At 34.7% G+C, this 21,351-nt stretch carries 22 protein-coding genes and 1 other annotated feature; all 22 genes read right to left on the bottom strand.

The genetic code is table 11. From position 1 onward, the window contains the following. Window positions 1-65: 65 nt before the first annotated feature. Window positions 66-3,620 (bottom strand): DNA-directed RNA polymerase subunit beta, encoded by a 3,555-nt coding sequence (gene rpoB, locus LQ615_RS05725; RefSeq protein WP_016999421.1) that lies wholly within the window; start codon window positions 3,618-3,620, stop codon window positions 66-68. 206 nt (window positions 3,621-3,826) lie between these two features. After that, window positions 3,827-4,435: a class I SAM-dependent methyltransferase gene (locus LQ615_RS05730; RefSeq protein WP_016999420.1), complete on the bottom strand. Its 609-nt coding sequence runs from the start codon at window positions 4,433-4,435 to the stop codon at window positions 3,827-3,829. 82 nt (window positions 4,436-4,517) lie between these two features. Continuing rightward, window positions 4,518-4,880 (bottom strand): 50S ribosomal protein L7/L12, encoded by a 363-nt coding sequence (gene rplL, locus LQ615_RS05735; RefSeq protein WP_016999419.1) that lies wholly within the window; start codon window positions 4,878-4,880, stop codon window positions 4,518-4,520. Between the two features lie 42 nt (window positions 4,881-4,922). Then, window positions 4,923-5,429 (bottom strand): 50S ribosomal protein L10, encoded by a 507-nt coding sequence (gene rplJ, locus LQ615_RS05740; protein ID WP_016999418.1) that lies wholly within the window; start codon window positions 5,427-5,429, stop codon window positions 4,923-4,925. A gap of 43 nt (window positions 5,430-5,472) precedes the next feature. After that, window positions 5,473-5,614, bottom strand: a sequence feature (ribosomal protein L10 leader region). A 44-nt stretch (window positions 5,615-5,658) separates the two neighbouring features. Continuing rightward, entirely contained in the window at window positions 5,659-6,351 is a 693-nt protein-coding gene (gene rplA / locus LQ615_RS05745; protein ID WP_016999417.1) for a 50S ribosomal protein L1, read from the bottom strand. A 115-nt stretch (window positions 6,352-6,466) separates the two neighbouring features. After that, the gene (rplK, locus tag LQ615_RS05750) at window positions 6,467-6,889 is read right to left on the bottom strand and encodes a 50S ribosomal protein L11 (RefSeq protein WP_016999416.1); all 423 of its coding nucleotides are present in this window, start codon (window positions 6,887-6,889) and stop codon (window positions 6,467-6,469) included. A gap of 147 nt (window positions 6,890-7,036) precedes the next feature. Then, window positions 7,037-7,585: a transcription termination/antitermination protein NusG gene (gene nusG / locus LQ615_RS05755; protein WP_016999415.1), complete on the bottom strand. Its 549-nt coding sequence runs from the start codon at window positions 7,583-7,585 to the stop codon at window positions 7,037-7,039. 14 nt (window positions 7,586-7,599) lie between these two features. Beyond that, window positions 7,600-7,779, bottom strand: coding sequence for a preprotein translocase subunit SecE (secE, locus tag LQ615_RS05760; protein WP_016999414.1), 180 nt, complete (start codon window positions 7,777-7,779; stop codon window positions 7,600-7,602). Window positions 7,780-7,792: 13 nt separating this feature from the next. Beyond that, window positions 7,793-7,933: a 50S ribosomal protein L33 gene (gene rpmG, locus LQ615_RS05765; protein ID WP_081501334.1), complete on the bottom strand. Its 141-nt coding sequence runs from the start codon at window positions 7,931-7,933 to the stop codon at window positions 7,793-7,795. 50 nt (window positions 7,934-7,983) lie between these two features. Beyond that, complete coding sequence (locus LQ615_RS05770) at window positions 7,984-8,601, bottom strand: sigma-70 family RNA polymerase sigma factor (RefSeq protein WP_064204245.1); 618 nt, start codon at window positions 8,599-8,601, stop codon at window positions 7,984-7,986. A gap of 79 nt (window positions 8,602-8,680) precedes the next feature. After that, on the bottom strand, window positions 8,681-9,199 hold the full coding sequence (locus tag LQ615_RS05775) for an NYN domain-containing protein (protein WP_016999412.1): 519 nt from the start codon (window positions 9,197-9,199) through the stop codon (window positions 8,681-8,683). Continuing rightward, window positions 9,199-9,945 (bottom strand): 23S rRNA (guanosine(2251)-2'-O)-methyltransferase RlmB, encoded by a 747-nt coding sequence (gene rlmB, locus LQ615_RS05780; protein WP_064204246.1) that lies wholly within the window; start codon window positions 9,943-9,945, stop codon window positions 9,199-9,201. The genes LQ615_RS05775 and rlmB overlap by 1 nt, the downstream gene beginning before the upstream one ends. Next, window positions 9,938-10,327: a Mini-ribonuclease 3 gene (locus LQ615_RS05785; protein WP_037539268.1), complete on the bottom strand. Its 390-nt coding sequence runs from the start codon at window positions 10,325-10,327 to the stop codon at window positions 9,938-9,940. The genes rlmB and LQ615_RS05785 overlap by 8 nt, the downstream gene beginning before the upstream one ends. A 13-nt stretch (window positions 10,328-10,340) precedes the next feature. Beyond that, entirely contained in the window at window positions 10,341-11,744 is a 1,404-nt protein-coding gene (gene cysS / locus LQ615_RS05790; protein WP_064204247.1) for a cysteine--tRNA ligase, read from the bottom strand. Continuing rightward, the gene (gene cysE, locus LQ615_RS05795; RefSeq protein ID WP_016999408.1) at window positions 11,728-12,369 is read right to left on the bottom strand and encodes a serine O-acetyltransferase; all 642 of its coding nucleotides are present in this window, start codon (window positions 12,367-12,369) and stop codon (window positions 11,728-11,730) included. The genes cysS and cysE overlap by 17 nt, the downstream gene beginning before the upstream one ends. 249 nt (window positions 12,370-12,618) lie before the next feature. Beyond that, on the bottom strand, window positions 12,619-14,076 hold the full coding sequence (gltX, locus tag LQ615_RS05800) for a glutamate--tRNA ligase (protein ID WP_064204248.1): 1,458 nt from the start codon (window positions 14,074-14,076) through the stop codon (window positions 12,619-12,621). 16 nt (window positions 14,077-14,092) lie between these two features. Continuing rightward, window positions 14,093-14,572: a 2-C-methyl-D-erythritol 2,4-cyclodiphosphate synthase gene (gene ispF / locus LQ615_RS05805; RefSeq protein WP_016999406.1), complete on the bottom strand. Its 480-nt coding sequence runs from the start codon at window positions 14,570-14,572 to the stop codon at window positions 14,093-14,095. Further along, on the bottom strand, window positions 14,565-15,251 hold the full coding sequence (gene ispD / locus LQ615_RS05810) for a 2-C-methyl-D-erythritol 4-phosphate cytidylyltransferase (protein ID WP_064204250.1): 687 nt from the start codon (window positions 15,249-15,251) through the stop codon (window positions 14,565-14,567). Before ispD ends, ispF begins: the two co-directional genes overlap by 8 nt. A 1-nt stretch (window position 15,252) precedes the next feature. Then, window positions 15,253-16,311: a PIN/TRAM domain-containing protein gene (locus tag LQ615_RS05815; protein ID WP_064204251.1), complete on the bottom strand. Its 1,059-nt coding sequence runs from the start codon at window positions 16,309-16,311 to the stop codon at window positions 15,253-15,255. 21 nt (window positions 16,312-16,332) lie between these two features. Beyond that, complete coding sequence (gene radA / locus LQ615_RS05820; RefSeq protein WP_016999403.1) at window positions 16,333-17,703, bottom strand: DNA repair protein RadA; 1,371 nt, start codon at window positions 17,701-17,703, stop codon at window positions 16,333-16,335. Between the two features lie 155 nt (window positions 17,704-17,858). Continuing rightward, the gene (locus LQ615_RS05825; RefSeq protein WP_016999402.1) at window positions 17,859-20,324 is read right to left on the bottom strand and encodes an ATP-dependent Clp protease ATP-binding subunit; all 2,466 of its coding nucleotides are present in this window, start codon (window positions 20,322-20,324) and stop codon (window positions 17,859-17,861) included. Window positions 20,325-20,343: 19 nt separating this feature from the next. Next, on the bottom strand, window positions 20,344-21,351 hold the full coding sequence (locus tag LQ615_RS05830; RefSeq protein ID WP_016999401.1) for a protein arginine kinase: 1,008 nt from the start codon (window positions 21,349-21,351) through the stop codon (window positions 20,344-20,346).

A 21,351-nucleotide genomic window follows, 5' to 3' on the forward strand; every position in this document is an offset into this window, starting at 1 on the left:
CGGTTGATTGATAATGTGTAACAAATGAAAGCGCAAATGCATTACCAAATGCGCTTGATTAACTTTTACTCAGTTACTTGTTGTCCTTCTACTGCTGCATCTTGTGAAACACCTAAATCAACTTTTTTATCCATCATATCTTCATCCTCTAAATCGCGCATTTCGATTTCATTATCATGTTCGTCCATGACTTTAACATCAAGTCCTAAACTCTGTAATTCTTTCATTAATACGCGGAATGATTCAGGGACACCCGGTTTAGGGATATTGTCGCCTTTTACGATAGCTTCATAAGTTTTTACACGACCTACAGTATCATCAGATTTATAAGTTAAAATCTCTTGTAATGTGTACGCAGCACCATATGCTTCAAGTGCCCATACCTCCATTTCACCGAAACGTTGTCCACCGAATTGAGCTTTACCACCCAATGGTTGTTGCGTTACAAGTGAGTATGGACCAGTAGAACGTGCGTGTAATTTATCATCGACCATGTGTGCAAGTTTAAGCATGTACATAACACCTACAGATACACGGTTATCAAATGGTTCACCAGTACGACCATCGTATAAGACAGTTTTACCGTCACGAGCCATACCTGCTTCTTCAATAGTTGACCAAACATCATCATCGTTAGCACCATCAAATACTGGTGAAGCAACATGAATACCTAGATTCTTAGCTGCCATACCTAGATGAAGTTCTAAAACTTGTCCGATATTCATACGAGAAGGTACACCTAATGGGTTTAACATAAGGTCAATTGGTGTTCCATCTGGTAAGTAAGGCATATCTTCTTCAGGTAAAATACGTGAAATTACACCTTTGTTACCATGACGACCACACATTTTATCCCCTTCATGTATTTTACGTTTTTGAACGATATAAACACGAACTAATTGGTTAACACCTGGAGATAATGAATCATCGCCTTCTTCTCTATTAAAGACTTTAACGTCTAATACGATACCTCCCGCACCATGAGGTACGCGTAATGATGTATCACGTACTTCACGTGCTTTCTCACCAAATATCGCATGTAATAATCTTTCTTCAGCTGTTAGTTCAGTCACACCTTTAGGCGTTACTTTACCTACTAAAATGTCACCATCTTTAACTTCAGCACCAACATAAACAATACCGCGATCGTCTAAGTTTTTAAGTGCATTATCAGAAACGTTTGGAATATCACGTGTGATTTCTTCAGGTCCTAATTTAGTGTCACGAGCCTCTGATTCATATTCTTCAACATGAATAGAAGTATATACGTCATCTTTAACAAGACGTTCACTCATGATAACAGCATCCTCGTAGTTATAACCATCCCAAGTCATAAATCCAACTACTAAGTTTCTACCTAGTGCCATTTCACCAAGTTCCATTGAAGGTCCATCAGCTAAAATTTCACCTTTAGAAACAATGTCACCATATGCAACGATTGGACGTTGGTTATAACATGTTCCAGAGTTACTACGTTTAAATTTAGATAAAGGATAACGGTCTAATTCCGTTTCGATTTCTTTACCATTTTCTTCTACAATTCTTCTAACAAGAATTTCTTTCGATTCAACATGTTCAACTCTACCTTTATATTTAGCAACAATAGCTGCTCCTGAGTCACGTGCTGTAACATGTTCCATACCCGTTCCAACAAATGGTGCTTCAGGGTTCATTAAAGGTACTGCTTGACGTTGCATGTTCGCACCCATAAGTGCACGGTTAGAGTCATCGTTTTCAAGGAAAGGAATACATGCTGTTGCTGCAGAAACAACTTGTTTAGGAGATACATCCATGTAATCCATACGTTCTTTAGGTTTAGTAGTGTTGTCACCACGGAAACGACAAAGAACTTCATCGTCGACGAATCTACCAGTTTCATCTAATACTGAGTTTGCTTGTGCAACAACATAACTATCTTCTTCATCAGCAGTTAGATAATCAATTCTGTCTGTTACTTGGTTAGTTTCGATATTAACTTTACGATATGGTGTTTCAATAAAGCCAAACTCGTTAACTCTAGCATAACTTGAAAGTGAGTTGATTAAACCAATGTTTGGTCCCTCTGGTGTCTCAATCGGACACATACGACCATAGTGAGAATAGTGAACGTCACGTACTTCCATACCAGCACGTTCACGAGTTAAACCGCCGGGTCCAAGCGCTGATAGACGACGTTTATGCGTTAACTCAGCTAATGGGTTAGCTTGGTCCATGAATTGAGACAATTGTGAACTACCAAAGAATTCTTTAATTGAAGCAATAACTGGACGTATATTTATAAGTTGTTGTGGTGTGATTGAATCAGTATCTTGAATTGACATACGTTCACGTACAACACGTTCCATACGTGATAAACCAATTCTAAATTGGTTTTGTAGCAATTCACCTACTGAACGTAGACGACGGTTACCTAAATGGTCAATGTCATCTGTATAACCTACACCATGTAATAAGTTGAAGAAATATGATAATGATGAAACGATATCTGCTGGCGTAATACATTTAACTGCTTCATCAGGAAATGCATTACCAATCACTGTTGTCGTACGGTTTTCTTCATCACCAGGGATATAAATCTTAACAGATTGAATTTCAACTGGTTCATCTAATACGCTACTATTTAATTCATAAACTTGAATGTTAGCATTAGATTCTAATACATCGATAATTTTATCTAAATTACGACGGTCTAAAACCGTTCCTTCTTCTGCTGCAATTTCACCTGTTTCAACATCAACAATAGGTTCAGCTAATGTTTGATTGAACAAACGATGTTTAAGATGTAACTTTTTGTTCATTTTATAACGACCGACACTCGCTAGATCATAACGTTTTGGGTCGAAGAAGCGTGAGTAAATTAAACTCTTCGCGTTTTCTACTGTTGGTGGTTCTCCCGGACGCAAACGCTCATAAATCTCAAGCAATGCTTGATCAGTAGTTTCAGTATTATCCTTATCTAAAGCGTTTCTAAGATATTCATTGTCTCCAAGTAAATCTAAAATTTCTTGGTCCGTTGAGAATCCTAAAGCGCGGACTAATACTGTAATTGGCAACTTACGCGTTCTATCAATTCTTACGTAAGGAACGTCTTTAGCGTCTGTTTCATATTCTAACCATGCACCACGGTTAGGAATCACAGTTGTTCCATAACTAATTTTACCGTTTTTATCAACTTTTTCGTTGAAGTATACGGATGGTGAACGTACAAGTTGTGATACAATTACACGTTCTGCACCATTAATAACGAAAGTACCAGTGTCAGTCATTAATGGGAAATCACCCATAAATACTTCTTGATCTTTCACTTCGCCTGTTTCTTTATTAATTAAACGAACTTTAACGCGTAATGGCGCGGAATAAGTCGCATCACGGTTTTTAGATTCTTCTAAATCATACTTTGATTCACCTAAACGATAATCTACGAATTCTAAAGATAAGTTACCTGTAAAATCGTCGATTGGCGAAATGTCGCGAAACATTTCAAGTAAACCTTCTTTAAGAAACCATTCATATGATTTCGTTTGAATCTCGATTAAATTAGGTAATTCTAAAGATTCGGAAATTCTCGCATAACTTCTACGAACACGATGTCTTCCATACTGGATAAGTTGACCTGTCAACAGATTCACCCCTCAAATATTGTGAATATAACTTTGCGTCTTACAAAACAAAGATAATAAGACAAAAAGAAAACGGAAAGTCAATGATTCCATTTTCTATTTCGTACGACTTATTTCTAACATTCAATTAAGGGCGACGCAAAAGTACACACTTATTGAATATAATTTTTAACATTCTATTACTATATCAGAACAAAATAGCAAAATCAAGCTTTTACACTTTTTAAAATGTAATAACCCTTGCTTTTTTCTATAATTTCTGCATTGCCAAAAATATTTTGCATTTTTTCTTTTGCAGAAGGCATACCTTGTTTCTTTTGAATGACTACCCAAAGTTCTCCTCCGTGCGTTAAAACTTGATCACTTTGTTCAAATATTCGATGTACAACATTTTTACCAGCTCTAATCGGCGGATTAGTTAGTACGAAATCAAATTGTAAATCTAAAACACCATCTATACAATCGCTTTGTTGTATTTCGGCATTATTAATTTGATTTGAGTTTCGATTATCTTTCGCCAATTCTAATGCTCTTTCATTTACATCCACCATCGTTACTTCACTATGTGGTAGCACTTTAGCACAAGTTAATCCAATAGGTCCGTATCCACAGCCTACGTCTAATATTTTCTTTTTAGGTCCTGGGGGATTTAAATTTAAAAATGTAGTAATCAATAAATCAGATCCAAAATCAATTTTTCCTTTTGAAAAAACGCCATGATCTGTCTGAAGAGAGAGTTTGATGTCACGATAGCGATAATCGAAAGGTTTTCTTTCCGATTTCACATTTGGATCATTATCATAATAATGACTCATTATGCCACCTCTTTAATACATTTAATGAGTAAAGAAAAACCCGTTATCATGATAATAACGGGTTTTTGATTTAATACAGAAATTATTTTAATTCTACAGATGCGCCAAGTTCTTCTAATTTTTCTTTTAGAGCTTCAGCGTCTTCTTTAGATAATCCTTCTTTAACAACTTTAGGAGCGTTATCTACGATTTCTTTAGCTTCTTTTAAGCCTAAACCAGTTACTTCTTTAACTGCTTTAACAACTTTAATTTTTGAATCTCCAGCTGCAGTTAATTCAACGTTGAATTCAGTTTGTTCAGCTTCTGCTTCTCCACCAGCTGCGCCAGCTGCTGCTACAGGAGCTGCTGCTGTTACACCAAATTCTTCTTCAATAGCTTTAACTAAGTCGTTTAATTCTAATACTGACATTTCTTTAATTGATTCGATAATTTTTTCATTAGACATGATATATTTCCTCCAATAATTAATTTTTATTTTGTACTGATATTATTCAGCACTTTCTTCTTTTTGTTCTCCAACAGCTTTAACTGCGTAAGCAAAGTTACGAACTGGAGCTTGTAATACAGATAGTAACATAGATACAAGACCGTCTTTTGATGGCAATGAACCGATAGTGTTAACTTGTTCTGCACTTACTACGCTTCCTTCAATAACACCTGCTTTGATTTCTAATGCTTCGTTTTGTTTAGCGAAGTCAGCAAGAATTTTTGCTGGTGCAACAACTTCTTCATTTGAGAAAGCAATTGCGTTAGGACCAGTTAAGAATTCTTCTAAACCTTCGATTCCAGCAGCTTCAGCAGCACGACGAACTAAAGTATTTTTGTATACTTTATATTCAAGACCAGCTTCACGTAATTGTTGACGTAATTCTGTAACTTGCGCAACTGATAAACCACGGTAATCTACAATAATTGTTGAAACTGAGTTTTTTAATTGTTCAGCAATAGCATCAACTTTTTGTTGTTTGATTTCAACGATTTTTGAATTAGACATCTCTACACCTCCATAGTATTTATATCGTGCTTTTATGATGAGGTATCTCAACAAAAAAGCACTTTTTACCCACGGCAAAAAGTGCTTGAAATTTATACGTTCAAGTCAATTTAAGCCTCGGTAGGATAGCCTTTTAAGTTCCAAAAACGAACTCCTACTGTCTTAGGTTAAATATTACACATTCAAAACTATAACGCGTTTCTGATGTGAAGTCAATATATTTTTATTATTATAATTTAAAGTTTGAAGTATCTACTTTGATACCAGGGCCCATTGTTGTTGTTACAGCAACAGACTTGAAATAAGTACCTTTAGAAGATGATGGTTTAGCTTTTGTTAATGTATCTTGGATAGTTTTGAAGTTATCAACTAACTTCTGCTCATCGAATGATACTTTACCAATAGAAGCATGAACAATACCAGATTTTTCAGCACGGTATTCTACTTTACCTGCTTTAATTTCTTCGACTGCTTTTTTGATATCCATTGTAACTGTACCAGTTTTAGGGTTTGGCATTAAACCTTTAGGTCCTAATACGCGACCAAGTTTACCAACTTCACCCATCATGTCAGGTGTTGCAACAATAACATCAAATTCAAACCAACCATCGTTGATTTTGCTGATGTATTCTTCACCTACATAGTCTGCTCCAGCTTCTTCTGCTTCTTTGATTTTATCGCCTTTAGCGAATACTAATACTCGTTGTGTTTTACCAGTTCCGTGTGGTAATACTACTGCTCCACGGATTTGTTGGTCGTTTTTACGAGTATCAATGCCTAAACGAAATGCAACTTCTACAGAAGCATCAAAGTTTACAGTGCTTGTTTCTTTTGCTAATTTCATAGCTTCTTCTACTGAGTATAATGAAGAACGATCAACTTTAGCAATTGCTTCTTGATACTTTTTACCTTTTTTAGCCATTTTGTTTTCCTCCTTTAGTGGTTTTAGCGGAATGTTACCTCCCACGTGCATCGTCTATTAGACAATGCAATAGCAGACAGCGAATTAGCCGCCTGCTTAAACTTTAAAATCTCAATTATTCTACGACAATTCCCATGCTGCGTGCAGTACCTTCAACGATACGGATTGCTGCTTCTTCAGATGCTGCGTTTAAGTCAGGCATTTTAGTGTTAGCAATTTCACGTACTTGGTCTTGAGTTACTGTAGCAACTTTAGATTTGTTAGGTTCACCAGAACCTTTTTCTACTTTAGCTGCTTTTTTAAGTAATACTGCTGCAGGTGGTGTCTTAGTGATGAAAGTAAATGAACGATCTTCAAATACTGTAATTTCAACTGGAATGATTAAACCTGCTTGCTCTTGTGTACGAGCGTTGAATTCTTTACAGAATCCCATAATATTCACACCGGCTTGACCTAATGCAGGACCAACTGGTGGTGCTGGGTTTGCTTTACCTGCAGGTATTTGCAATTTAACTACTTTGATTACTTTTTTAGCCACGATGTGCACCTCCTTGATATCGTGATGTGGTCATGGGGTAATGATATTTTACCCTCCCACTCTTCATTTCCTAATGAAATGGTTGCGCATAGTCCGAGCGCGACCTTTAAATAATAACATTGAAATAATTAATTTTCAAGTGTTTTTTTACAACTTTTCAATTTGGTCAAATTCTACTTCAACAGGGGTTTCTCTGCCGAACATGTCAACAAGTACTGTTAATTTATACTTTTCAACATCTATCTCTTTTATTTCACCAATTTGGTTCGTAAATGGTCCACTTGTAACGCGAACTTGTTCTCCTAATTCTACTTCTACATCGACGGTTTTTTCAGACATACCCATCTGTTTCAAAATGAATTTAGCTTCATCTGGTAATAAAGGATTTGGCTTAGAACCTGCGCCAGCTGACCCAACAAAGCCAGTTACACCTGGCGTATTTCTGACAATATACCAAGATTCGTCGGTCATAATTAATTCTACTAATACATAACCAGGGAATGTTTTCTTAAGTTGTGTCTTAGCTTTACCATCTTTAATTGATGTTTCTTCTTCTTCAGGGATTACAACTCTAAAGATCTGTTCTTCCATGTTCATTGTTTCGACACGTTTCTCAAGGTTTGTTTTCACTTTATTTTCGTAACCTGAATAAGTGTGCACTGCGTACCAACGTTTAGCGCCTATATCTTCTGACATTTTGCCACTCCTTACTATTTAATCAAATTAATTAACTCTGTAATTCCTAAATCTAATGCGTAGAAAAAGATTAAGAAGAAGATTACAGTACATACTACTACTGTTGTATATTTAACAAGTTCTTTGCCAGTCGGCCAACTTGTTTTTTGCATTTCTGATTTTACGCCTTGAAAGAAGTTTTCTTTTTTAGCCATTGATTTTCCTCCTTTATATGGATTCTTTATGCAATGTATGCGTATTACAAGTTTTACAAAACTTTTTTAGCTCTAATCGTTTATCTGTTTCTTTTTTAGGGACTGTATAATTTCTCGCTCCGCATTTTTCGCAATTTAAAGGGACTTTTCTCATATTCTCACCTTATTCATTCTAATCCTAGATTAATATACAAAACAAAACACCTAGTTGTCAAACAACACAGAAACGATTTCTTGCTTATTTAACCTCTTTTTTAGCCGGTATTGTGCATTGTATATGTGTTTGATAGGTACATTAAGCTCTTTCGATATTTCTTTTTTACTTTTCCCTTGCATTGTACAGTTTACAATCCGAGATTCAAAAGCATTTAACCCTATTTCTTTTATAAATGACGAACAAAAATGATTAAATACTATCATATCTTCAAATGAGTGATGTTTATTATCTACAACTTTATCAATTAAATAATCTACTTCGTATTTATTTGAGCTATCAATTGTGAGCATTTTTGTATAAAACTGTTCCTTTTCACTTGTGGCTTTACGTATAAAATCTATTTTAGCATTTTTAATAATGACGTTAACACAATGAGAAAAAGGTTGTGGTTGTTCTATATCATAAGTTAGCACTTGTTTATACAATTTATATCTCACTATCTGTGCGATATCTTCACAATCTTCTTTAGATATATTAAGCATTTTAATTCGTTTCATTATATCTTGATCATAAACTTCCAATAATTGATTAAAGCAATCGACTTGGCCTCTTTGAATTGTTTGAATCCAGTTTAAAGTTTGATTCTCTTTAATTGTATCATGCATGTTGTTCATTCCTTGTTCATAAGTATTGAACACATTTTACAGATTCAATTATTATTAAATCAAACTGCATTTTTTAATATTACTTATTGTTTCTACGCCATTTTTCGAATTGTTGTAGTACTTCATCAGGTAAATGTAATCTATTTCTAGGTGTCTTTGTTTCTATATCTGATAAATGTTTCGTTACCACAGATTCTTGCCTCGCTATTGTTGACCACATTTCTCTCGATGATATCCGATAAGCGCCTGTCCCAAAAATAGCGTGTTGCTCACTCATATCACTCGTTACAACTGTAATATGTGTAATATGCTTTCTATACAAATCATAAGTTAATCTTTCAATATAACTATCTGCCGTTTCTTTCCCTTTTGTATATACTATTTTGACACCGTGTTTTATTTCTATTGTTTCTGTTCCTTCAACACCATAAGCATCAAAGACAACAATCATCTCTCCGTCATGTTGTGTATTATAGTTAATAAGTGTGATTAACAATTTGTCCCTTGCTTCTTCTAATGAGACTTTCGCAGTCTCGGATAATTCTTTTGATTGTCCTATCAAATTATAACCATCAATAATCAAATAGATATCTTTCATTATTCTTGTCCTATCGGGTGCCTTTTTCTATATACTTCATACATAAGAAGACTGGCTGCAACGGACGCATTAAGGCTATTAACATGCCCAACCATAGGCAATTTAATATAGAAGTCACACTTATCTTTAACTAACCTACTCATACCTTCTCCCTCACTACCTATCACAATAACTAATGGCATATTAACATCCATTTGTCGATAATCCGTTGCATGATTAGCATCAGTACCAGCTATCCAATAACCAACTTCTTGTAAACGCTCCATTGTACTCGGTAGATTCGTAACACGAATAACAGGTACATGCTCAATAGCACCTGTTGAAGCCTTAGCTACAGTAGCATTTAATTGAACGGACCTTCTTTTAGGAATAATAATTCCATCGATACCTATTGCATCAGCAGTTCTCATAATTGAACCTAAATTATGAGGATCTTCTAATCCATCCAACATTAACAGACAGGGTTGATGTTCAATGTCTTTTGTTTCAGATATAAAATCTTCTAATTCTTTATAAGGATAAGGCGCTATTTGTGCAGCTATACCTTGGTGTGGGACGTCTGTAAGGTAGTCTATTTTTGATTTCGGTACTGTTTGAACAACGATTTTCTCTGATTTTGCAATCTTTAAAATATCGTTAATTTGTTTTTTATTGATACCTTCTTGGATTAACACTTTGTTAATTGTATGGCCAGAAGTAATCGCTTCTTTCACAGCATGTCTCCCGACAATTATTGAATCATCCATTTGTATTCACCCTTTCTTCTGTAATTTCTATCATTTTATTAATTAACAATTCTAAACGCTCTGTCTCATCATTTAAATATAAATAACCGATAACCGCTTCTATCGCAGAACTTTTACGATATGTTTGTATATCCGTATTCTTTGCTTTTGTATAACTTTTTGCATTACGCCCACGTTTAATAATAGCTAGCTCTTCCTCATCGAAAAAATCTTCTTCTAGCAAAACGTTTAAAACATACGCTTGCCCTTTTGCGGATACATATTGTTTAGATAGTTGATGTAGACGGTTAGGCTTCCCTTTAATTTTCAGGATAATATACTTTCTTACATAAGTATCTAGTATAGAATCTCCCATATATGCTAATGACAAGGGGTTTAACATTTTTATTGATTGCTTATCCACGTTTAAACCTCACACCTTGAGGCGTATCTTCAAGGATAATATTTTGTTCTTTTAGCATATCTCGAATTTCATCAGCACGTTGGAAGTTTTTAGATTTTCTAGCTTCGTTTCGTTCTTCAATTAGTTGTTCGATTTCTTCATCTAATAATTCAGCATGTTCTTTACCATATAAAGGTACACCTAAAACATCACTAAATATTTGGTAAACTTCTTTAAAGTATTCAATCGTTCTAACTGATGTCGCATTCTCTAATAAATACTTGTTTGCAAGTTTATTTAAATCATACCAAGCCGTCATCGCGTTAGCTGTATTAAAGTCATCGTCCATATACATTTCAAAATCTTTCAACGCTTGGTCGATACCTTCGATATATTGATTCGTTTCGTCTTCTTTAAGCAAAGCATGTTCTTCTCTATCCACTAAAGATTTGTAACTGTTTCTAATTCTTTCTAAACCTTTTTTAGCTGCCTGTACTAAATCCAAATCATAGTTAACTGGACTTCTATAATGTGCACCAACCATAAAGAATCGTAAAACATCTGGATCAATTTCCTTAATAATATCATGCACTAAAATAAAGTTACCAAGAGACTTACTCATTTTTTCATTATTAATATTTACAAATCCGTTATGCATCCAGTAGTTAGCAAATGTTGTATCACTATGTGCTTCAGATTGTGCAATTTCGTTTTCATGGTGAGGGAACTGAAGGTCTGTTCCTCCTGCGTGTATATCAATTGTATCACCTAAATGTACATGAGCCATGACAGAACATTCTATATGCCAACCAGGGCGTCCTGGTCCCCAAGGGCTGTCCCACTTAATTTCACCAGGTTTAGCTTTTTTCCAAAGTGTGAAATCTAATTCATCTTCTTTTTGTTCACCTGTTTCAATTCTAGCTCCAACTTTCAAGTCATCAATAGATTGGTGACTCAACTTGCCATACCCTTCAAAACGACGTGTACGATAATAAACATCTCCACCACTTTCATATGCATAACCTTTATCGACTAATACTTTTATAAATTCGATAATGTCATCCATATGGTCCATAACTCTTGGATTTGAAGTACCTCTCTTACAATTTAATGCCCCAGTATCTTCGTAAAATGCTTGAATAAAACGATCTGCTATTTCTGGAACTGTTTGACCCAATTCATTAGCTGTTCTAATTAATTTATCATCAACATCAGTAAAGTTAGATACATAATCTACTTCATAACCTTTATATTCTAAATAGCGTCTAACAACGTCAAAGGCTACTGTCGACCTTGCATTTCCAATATGAATATAATTGTAAACAGTAGGGCCACATACATACATCTTAACTTTGCCCTCTTCAATTGGTATAAATTCTTCCTTTTGTCTTGTTAGCGTATTATATAACGTAATCATCAACAATCTCTCCATTCTTCGTCTTTTCAAGTTGACGTTCTAATTCTTTTAATTGTTCATAAATCGGATCTGGTAAGTTAGTATGATTGAAGTTTTTACCAACTTTCATACCATCTTGCTTAACAATCCTGCCTGGGATACCTACTACTGTTGAGTAATCAGGAACATCTTTTAACACAACTGAATTGGCACCAATGTTTACGTTGCTGCCAACTTCTATATTGCCCAGTACTTTAGCACCAGCAGCAATCAATACATTATCGCCTATATCTGGGTGTCTTTTTCCGCGCTCTTTACCTGTACCTCCGAGGGTAACGCCTTGGTAAATTGTCACATTGTTACCAATTCGACATGTTTCACCAATCACAATACCCATTCCATGGTCTATAAATAATCTCTTTCCTATCGTAGCACCAGGATGAATTTCCACTCCAGTAAAAAATCGTGAAATTTGTGAAATTGATCGAGCTATAAAATACATTTTTTTCTTAAAAAACCAATTAGCAATCAAATAACTCCATATTGCATGTAGCCCTGAGTAAGTCATAACAACTTCAAATGAAGATCTTGCAGCAGGGTCCTGATCAAACACCATTTGAATATCATCTTTGACTCTTTTAAACATCTCTTTCCCCCCTCAGATATCAAAAAGGCACCTCTAACAATTTTTGCTAGAGGTGCCTTTTGCACGGTTCCACTCTTGTTTAGCATATATCTATGCTCACTCATTTAAATATATAAAATTTCATTCAATAAAGGTGCATTCATTTATAAATGTGGCACATTTCCACCAACCATGTGCTCTCTTATTTCACATTTATTAAATTACTTGGCCTTTAAGTATTTAATATCATAGTTTTTTATTTACAAAAAATCAAATAATACGTTTTAATCTACTTAACACTTTATCTCTACCTAATAATGCTATTGTATTAGGTAATTCAGGTCCATGTGTTTGTCCAGTTACCGCTACACGAATAGGCATGAATAACTGTTTACCTTTAACACCTGTTTCTTTTTGAACTGCTTTAATTGATTTCTTAATTTCAGCTGGTTCATCAAAAGGCTCTAAACTTTCAAATTGTTTAATAAGCTCAGTCATGACAGTAGGAACTTGTTCACCGTTTAAGACTTCTTTAGCTTCATCAGAGAAATCTAAATGTTCTCTGAAGAACAACTCAGATAGCGGTACAATTTCACCTGCGTAGCTCATTTGCTCTTGATATAAAGCAACCAAGTCTCTAGCCCAAGACAATTCTGCTTCTGATGGACTTTCTGGTAATAATCCTGCTTTTACCATGTGAGGGATTGTCATTTCAAATACAGTTTCAGAATCTTTTTCCTTCATGTATTGGTTATTGATCCACTCTAATTTTTTCTTATCAAAGAATGCTGGAGATTTAGATAGTCGTTTTTCATCGAAGATTTTAATGAATTCTTCTTTAGAGAAAATTTCTTCTTCGCCTTCTGGAGACCAACCTAACAATCCAATGAAATTGAATAAGGCTTCAGGTAAGTAACCTAAATCTTTATATTGTTCGATAAATTGTAAAATTTGTCCATCACGTTTACTTAATTTTTTACGTTCTTCGTTAACAATCAATGTCATATGAGCAAATTTTGGCGTTTCAAATCCAAATGCCTCAAAAATCATAAGTTGTTTAGGTGTGTTTGAAATGTGGTCGTCCCCGCGGATTACGTGAGAAATTTCCATATAATGATCATCAATAGCAACAGCAAAGTTATATGTTGGAATACCGTCTTTCTTAACGATAACCCAGTCACCTATACCGTTTGAATCAAATGATACTTCACCTTTAACGATATCATTAAATGTATATGTTTTATTTTGAGGTACTCTAAAACGAATACTAGGTTGTCTACCTTCCGCTTCGAAAGCTTTCTGTTCTTCTAGAGTTAAGTGTGCGTGTTTACCACCATAACGTGGCATTTCACCTCTAGCAATTTGTTCTTCACGTTCTGCTTCTAATTCTTCCTGTGTCATGTAACATTTATAAGCTTTATCTTCAGCTAGTAATTTATCAATAAGCGGTTTATAGATATGGCCACGTTCTGATTGACGATAAGGGCCGTATCCTCCGTCTTTATTGACAGATTCGTCCCAATTTAAACCTAACCATTCAAGGTTTGAAAATTGTGAAGACTCTCCGTCCTCTAAGTTTCTGGCTATATCTGTATCTTCAATACGTATAACAAAGTCCCCATCATAATGTTTAGCGAATAAATAATTAAATAATGCGGTTCTTGCGTTACCGATGTGTAAGTAACCAGTTGGACTTGGCGCATATCTTACTCTTACTTTGTTACTCATCGTCTCACTCCTGTTTTTAATCTTTATTTGTTAATAATACCACAGCTTGTGCTTGTATGCCCTCTTCTCTTCCTAGAAATCCTAATTTTTCATTTGTTGTCGCTTTCACATTAACATCTTCTATTGATACTTCGAAAATTGTAGCAATCTTATCTCTCATGTTATCAATATGTGGTCTAAATTTAGGTTTCTCAGCAATTATTGTAGCATCCACATTTCCTAGTTGGTATCCCTTTTTTAAAACTTGTTGATAAGCCTCTTTTAATAATATTTTCGAGTCTGCATCTTTAAATGTTTGATCGGTATCTGGAAACAACTTACCAATGTCACCTAAACTTGCAGCACCTAAAATAGCATCTGTAATAGCGTGTAACAATACATCTGCATCGCTATGCCCTTTGAGTCCTTTAGTATGTTCTATTTCAATTCCACCGATAATAAGCGGTCTATTTTCATCGAATTCATGTACATCATATCCATAACCTATTCTAAACATCATGAATACCTCGTCTTTCTATTATTGATTCTGCTATCACTAAGTCTTCAGTTGTTGTTATTTTAATATTATCGTAATCTCCACTGAGGACGTGGACTTTAAAACCAGCTCTTTCAACTAAAGATGCGTCATCTGTACCTACAAAAGATTCCGAATCCGCTAATTGATATGCTTTTAAGATGATTTCTCTTTTAAAAGATTGAGGTGTTTGGACTTGCCATACCGTTTCGCGTTGATAAGTTTCTTCTACAATACCATTTATCACTTTTTTGATTGTATCTTTAGCTTGAACCGCTAAAATAACAGCATCATGCTCTAAAGTATCTTCGTATAGTTGTTCTACTTTTTCTTCTGTTACAAAAGGTCTAGCTCCATCATGTACAATAACAACTTCAGTATTTACTAATACTTTTAACACTTCATAAATACTATGCTGTCGTTCTTTACCTCCTGGTATAATACCAGCCACTTTTTGAAAGTCTTTTAAATGTTTTTCCATTATATAGACCTCTTCAGGGTGGGCAGCAATAAAGATTTGTTCACATGACTTCATATTTTCAAAAACTGAAACTGTTCTTCTTATAATCGTTTCACCTTTGATTGTTAAAAATAATTTGTTAATATTCTTACCCATTCTCTTCCCTTGACCAGCAGCTGGTATTATAACTGTAAAACCCACGCTAAGACACCTTCTTCGCAAAAATAATTCTTCCAGATGACGTTTGTAATAGACTCATTACTTCTACAACTATTGTTTTGCCGATATATTCTCTACCTTTTTCAATAACAACCATTGTACCGTCATCTAAATATCCAACACCTTGGCCATCTTCTTTTCCTATTTTAGTAATAAGTAATTCGAACTGATCGCCTTGATGCACAATTGGTTTAATTGCTTCAGACAAATCATTAACATTTAAAACTTTAATACCTTGTACAGAACACACTTTATTTAAATTATAATCTGTCGTAATAATACTTGCGTTATATTTTTTAGCTAAAACAATCAATAATGCATCTACATCTTTATGGGTAGAATTAGGTTCAATGATAGAAATAGGAAAATCAGTATCCTTCAATGAATTTAACATATCTAAACCACGTTGTCCTTTATCTCTTTTCAAACTATCTTTTGCATCAGCAATAACTTGTAGTTCTTCAATTACGCCTTGAGGGACTAATATTTCACCGTCTAAAAATTGGCATTTTACGACATCAAGTATACGTCCATCAATAATGGCACTAGTGTCTAACAATTTAGCGTTTCTCGCAGTAGTTTGTCTTGTCAATGAGTTCGAAATATTCTCTGGGAATAACCTAAGAATTTCTTCACGCTTTTGTAACCCGATTTGAAAGCCTAAATAACATAAAAAAGCAGCAATAATAATAGGTAATATATGTTTCAATACGGGAGCGCCAATCATTTCCAATATAAACGAAACCATTACAGCAATCATTAGACCAAGCATAACACCAATAGTTGCGAAAAATATTTCTAAAATACTTCTCTTTAACAAATATTTTTCACCTTGATCAGCCATATACACAATTTTATCGATTAAAAAACCAAACAGCAGAAATATAACGACTGCCCCGATTAGACCATCAATATATGGGTTAGTAAGTACCTCTTTAGGTTGTATACTAAAAGCGTTAATCAACTCAGGAATAACTAGAATACCGACCGAGGATCCTATAACTAAATAACATAGAATGATGAGGGCTTTTAAAATTTTCATACGTCAACCTCCTAATGGTTTCTATGCATTAAAGGCAATTTTCAATGCTTCTCTCGTTGTAGAAACACCAATAACTTGTGTGCCTTCTGGGAACTCTAAACCTTTTAAATTATTTTTCGGTACGATGATGCGTTTAAAACCTAGTTTAGCCGCTTCCTGAACACGTTGGTCAATTCTAGCAACCCTTCTTACTTCTCCAGTTAAGCCGACTTCACCAACAAAACAATCGTCTCCTTTTGTTGGTTTATCCTGAAAACTAGATGCTATTGCTATTATAATACTTAAGTCAACTGCTGGCTCACTTAATTTAACACCACCAGCGATTTTAATGTATGCATCTTGTTGCTGTAGTAAGAAATTTTCTTTCTTTTCAAGTACTGCCATCAACAAACTCAATCTATTATGGTCTATACCTGTAGCCATCCTTCTTGGATTATGGAAAGTTGTTGGTGTTACTAATGCCTGTACTTCAACTAATATCGGTCTCGTTCCTTCCATAGTCGCAACAATAGTCGAGCCAGCCACATGTTTTGTTCTTTCTTCTAGGAACATTTCTGAAGGATTTTTCACTTCGTTTAAGCCAGTTTGTTTCATTTCAAATATACCCATTTCATTTGTTGAACCAAAACGGTTTTTAACTGCTCTTAATATTCGATAAGCATGATGTGTGTCCCCTTCAAAATATAATACGGTATCCACCATGTGTTCTAGCAATCTAGGACCTGCAATTTGTCCATCTTTCGTAACATGTCCAACGATGAATGTTGCTATATTCATTTGCTTAGCAATATGCATTAAATTCTGTGTACATTCTCTCACTTGAGATACTGAACCAGGAGCCGACGTAACTTCTGGATGGTATATAGTTTGTATTGAATCTATAACTAATACATCTGGCTTTTCTTTTTGAACCATACTATGAATAATTTCTAAGTTTGTTTCAGCGTATACATTTAGTTCGCCTGAATCTTCAACGAGTCTTTCTGCTCTTAATTTAGTTTGTCTTACCGATTCCTCACCAGAGACGTAAAGTACGTTTTTCTGTTGTGATAGAGCGGCACAAATTTGTAATAATAGTGTCGATTTACCGATACCCGGATCTCCACCTATTAATACAAGCGATCCTTCTACTACTCCGCCGCCTAATACGCGGTTAAATTCATTAATTTTCGTTAAAATTCTAGGTGTGTCTTCATCTTTAATGTCTTTTAATTTTTCTATTTTTTGTGCTGGTACATCTGATTTAAATGTATTTTTAGGCCCTTTTGTTTCTTTATGTTCTATTGTTTCTTCCATTTGATTCCATGCGCCACAATTAGGACATTTGCCCATCCATTTTGGCGATTGGTACCCACAGGCTAAACATTCAAATATTACTTTCTTTTTCGCCATTCATGATACCTCCGTGTTAATTGAATAGTTATATTTTAAACTTGGCAGACTTGAAAAACAAATTTATATACTTTTTTCTAACAATAAAAGTCCGCAAACCTTTATTATATATGGTTTGCGGACTCATTATATTATTTAAGTTAAAATTTTCTATTTTATACTTTTGAAGTTTCTTCTTCTGATTCATCTTCTTTATGATCTGATAAATCAAATTTAAATTCGTCATCGCGATAATCTACTACAACGTCTTTACCAACTAAATCTTGACCAGACAAGATTAATTCACTTAGATTATCTTCAACATTTTTTTGGATTGAACGTGTTAATGGTCTAGCACCATATTCAGGGTCAAATCCTTCGTCTGCTATTTTCTCTTGAGCTGAGTCAGTTAAGCTAATATGAATACCTTGTTCTGATAAACGTTTAGTTAAATCGCTAGCCATCTTAGAAACAATTTCTTTAAGATGTGGTTTTTCTAGTTTGTGGAATACAATGATGTCATCTACACGGTTTAAGAACTCTGGTCTAAATTGTTGTTTTAATTCGTCCATCATTGTTTTTCTAATCGTTTCATAGTCTGGACCACTATCTTTAGCAGCGCCAAAGCCAACGAATTTAGCATTTTGAAGTTCTTGTGCACCTACGTTTGATGTCATTATGATAACTGTATTTCTGAAATCCACTTTACGTCCTTTAGAATCTGTTAAGTGACCATCATCTAATACTTGTAACAAGATATTAAATACATCTGGGTGAGCTTTTTCAATTTCATCGAATAATATAACTGAATATGGTTTACGTCTTACATTTTCAGTTAATTGTCCACCATCATCATGGCCAACATAGCCTGGAGGAGAACCAACTAAACGACTGACAGAGTGTTTTTCCATAAACTCACTCATATCTACTCTAATCATTGCGTCTTCTTCACCAAACATTGCATCCGCTAATGTACGTGCAAGTTCCGTTTTACCTACACCAGTAGGTCCTAAGAAGATAAAGCTACCAATTGGTCTTTTCGGATCTTTCAATCCAGCTCTCGCACGTCTAACTGCTTTAGAGATAGATTGTACTGCATCATTTTGACCAATTACACGATTATGAAGAATAGATTCTAGGTTTAGTAATCTTTCTGATTCAGTTTCATTTAATTTCGTAATTGGAACACCTGTCCAATTTGCTACTACAACTGCAATATCTTCAGCTGTTACGCAAGTGTTTTTCTCGCCTTGGACTTTTTTCCATTCATTTTTAGTCTCTTCTAATTGTTTTTCAAGTTTTGTTTGTTTATCTCTTAAATTAGCTGCATTTTCAAATTCTTGAGAGTGTACAGCTGCATCTTTTTCTTTTTTAACTGTTTCTAATTCCGCTTCAAGTTCTTTTAGACTTGGTGGTGTTGTATAATTTCTAAGTCTTACTTTTGAACTTGCTTCATCAATTAAATCAATTGCTTTGTCTGGTAAGAAACGGTCTGAGATATAACGGTCACTCATAGTTACTGACGCTTCAATTGCTTCATCTGAAATATTGATGCGGTGATGTGCTTCATAACGATCTCTTAAACCTTTCAAGATTGCAATTGAATCTTCATTAGTAGGTTCGTCAACAGTAACTGGTTGGAAACGTCTTTCTAATGCTGCATCTTTTTCAATATATTTACGATATTCATCTAAAGTTGTCGCACCAATACATTGTAATTCACCGCGTGCTAGAGCAGGTTTTAATATATTAGAAGCGTCTATAGCGCCTTCTGCTCCTCCAGCGCCAATTAACGTGTGTAACTCATCGATAAATAGCACAACGTTGCCCGCTTGGTGAATTTCTTCCATTACTTTTTTCAGTCTTTCTTCGAATTCACCACGATATTTTGTTCCGGCAACAACTGTACCCATATCTAATGACATGACACGTTTACCTTTTAATGTTTCTGGTACTTCGTTCTGTATGATTGCTTGCGCTAAACCTTCTACAATCGCAGTTTTACCTACACCAGGTTCACCGATTAGTACAGGGTTGTTTTTAGTTCTTCTACTTAATACTTCTATTACTCTTGTAATTTCATCTGAACGGCCAATTACTGGATCTAATGTACCGTCTTCTGCAATTACAGTTAAATCTCTAGCTAAACCATCTAATGTTGGTGTTGCTTGATTTTTAGTAGCTTGAGCGTTTTTAGAGCCTTGTTCAGGACTACCTAGTGATTTCACTACTTGTGCTCTTGCTTTTGTAATATTTAAATCTAAATTAGCAAATACACGAGCTGCAACGCCTTCATTTTCTCTAATAAGACCTAATAATAAGTGCTCTGTACCTACGAATGTGTGATTTAATTTTCTTGCTTCATCCATAGATAGTTCGATCACTTTTTTAGCTCTAGGTGTATAATGAATTGCGCCAACTTGCTCTTGTCCTTGGCCAATTAAATTTTCTACTTCTTTTGTTACTTTTTCTTCAGTAATACCAAAAGCATCTAATACTTTTGCTGCGATACCTTCAGGCTCTTTCATTAAACCTAAAAGTAAATGCTCTGTGCCTATATTTGAATGGTTTAATCTCATTGCTTCTTCTTGTGCATGTGCTAAAACACGTTGTGCACGTTCTGTTAATCTACCAAATAGCATAAACTAACCTCCTATTTATTTATATGTTTTCTCTTAAAAATGTTGCCCGTTTTTCGTTTACTGAAACGTCTTCTTCTTCATTTTCAAAGAATGGTGTCTGTATTGTAACCATTAAATGATCAAAATTAAAGTTTTCCCTCTCGATATGACCTAAATCAATACCAAGTTTCATTTCACTTAAGCGAAGTGACGCTTCTTCAACCGACATTAATTGTGCTGATTGGAGTATACCTTTTGCTCGATGTACTCTATCTTTTGTTTCCATATGATTAAAGCGATTAAGTCTATTTCTAATTTGTTCTTCTTCGTGTATGATTTGTTCTACAATTTGCGTCAAATCTTCTATTATTTCTTGTTCGGTTTTACCTAAAGTTAATTGATTAGAAATTTGATATACATGGCCTAAAGCACCTGTACCTTCACCATATATACCACGAATTGTATAACCAAATCGATTAATCGCTTGGCCAATTCTTTTCATTCGCTTCATTATACTCAAACCAGGTAAATGCAACATTACACTTGCTCTCAAACCTGTTCCGATGTTCGTAGGACAAGTTGTTAGAAAACCGTGTTGTTCGTCATATGAAATTGTTAAATGCTTGTCTAACTCATCATCAAGTTTAGACGCTGTTTCATATAGTTCATTTAATACAAGATTATTACCCATCACTTGGATTCTTACGTGATCTTCTTCATTTATCATCACGCTTGTCGATTCATCTTCGTTTAATAGAACAGCAGCACCGTATTCTTGTTTCGTTAATGCTGGACTAATAAGATGTTTAAAAACCAATTTGTTTTGTTCAAGTTCAGATAAATCTGATAAACGAACTAATTTTAAGTCTGATAAAGCTTTGCTCACTTTATCAATTACCCTATTGCCTATTTTGTCATCTTCAAATTTGAGCGGATGAACTTCATCTTGAAGGTTTCGAGCAAGTCTAATACGAGAGCTCATGATGATTGGTGAATTTGTCTTCTCTTTCATCCAATCACTAATGTGCTCATTTATATGTTCTTCCAT

It is taken from the genome of Mammaliicoccus sp. C-M13, from assembly GCF_022386845.1.
In the GTDB taxonomy this organism is placed as follows: Bacteria; Bacillota; Bacilli; order Staphylococcales; family Staphylococcaceae; genus Mammaliicoccus; species Mammaliicoccus lentus.

Coding starts and splice junctions, on each gene's coding strand:
- LQ615_RS05825 (WP_016999402.1), bottom strand. CDS start 20,324: ATGCTATTTGGTAGATTAACAGAACGTGCACAACGTGTTTTAGCACAT.
- LQ615_RS05815 (WP_064204251.1), bottom strand. CDS start 16,311: ATGAAAATTTTAAAAGCCCTCATCATTCTATGTTATTTAGTTATAGGA.
- rlmB (WP_064204246.1), bottom strand. CDS start 9,945: ATGGATGATTCAATAATTGTCGGGAGACATGCTGTGAAAGAAGCGATT.
- rpmG (WP_081501334.1), bottom strand. CDS start 7,933: ATGAGAAAAGTCCCTTTAAATTGCGAAAAATGCGGAGCGAGAAATTAT.
- LQ615_RS05785 (WP_037539268.1), bottom strand. CDS start 10,327: ATGTTAAACCCCTTGTCATTAGCATATATGGGAGATTCTATACTAGAT.
- rplL (WP_016999419.1), bottom strand. CDS start 4,880: ATGTCTAATGAAAAAATTATCGAATCAATTAAAGAAATGTCAGTATTA.
- LQ615_RS05775 (WP_016999412.1), bottom strand. CDS start 9,199: ATGAAAGATATCTATTTGATTATTGATGGTTATAATTTGATAGGACAA.
- cysS (WP_064204247.1), bottom strand. CDS start 11,744: ATGATTACGTTATATAATACGCTAACAAGACAAAAGGAAGAATTTATA.
- LQ615_RS05770 (WP_064204245.1), bottom strand. CDS start 8,601: ATGCATGATACAATTAAAGAGAATCAAACTTTAAACTGGATTCAAACA.
- LQ615_RS05830 (WP_016999401.1), bottom strand. CDS start 21,351: ATGGAAGAACATATAAATGAGCACATTAGTGATTGGATGAAAGAGAAG.
- gltX (WP_064204248.1), bottom strand. CDS start 14,076: ATGAGTAACAAAGTAAGAGTAAGATATGCGCCAAGTCCAACTGGTTAC.
- secE (WP_016999414.1), bottom strand. CDS start 7,779: ATGGCTAAAAAAGAAAACTTCTTTCAAGGCGTAAAATCAGAAATGCAA.
- cysE (WP_016999408.1), bottom strand. CDS start 12,369: ATGTTTAAAAGAGTCAAAGATGATATTCAAATGGTGTTTGATCAGGAC.
- rplA (WP_016999417.1), bottom strand. CDS start 6,351: ATGGCTAAAAAAGGTAAAAAGTATCAAGAAGCAATTGCTAAAGTTGAT.
- rplJ (WP_016999418.1), bottom strand. CDS start 5,429: ATGTCTAATTCAAAAATCGTTGAAATCAAACAACAAAAAGTTGATGCT.
- ispF (WP_016999406.1), bottom strand. CDS start 14,572: ATGTTTAGAATAGGTTATGGATATGATGTACATGAATTCGATGAAAAT.
- nusG (WP_016999415.1), bottom strand. CDS start 7,585: ATGTCAGAAGATATAGGCGCTAAACGTTGGTACGCAGTGCACACTTAT.
- LQ615_RS05730 (WP_016999420.1), bottom strand. CDS start 4,435: ATGAGTCATTATTATGATAATGATCCAAATGTGAAATCGGAAAGAAAA.
- radA (WP_016999403.1), bottom strand. CDS start 17,703: ATGGCGAAAAAGAAAGTAATATTTGAATGTTTAGCCTGTGGGTACCAA.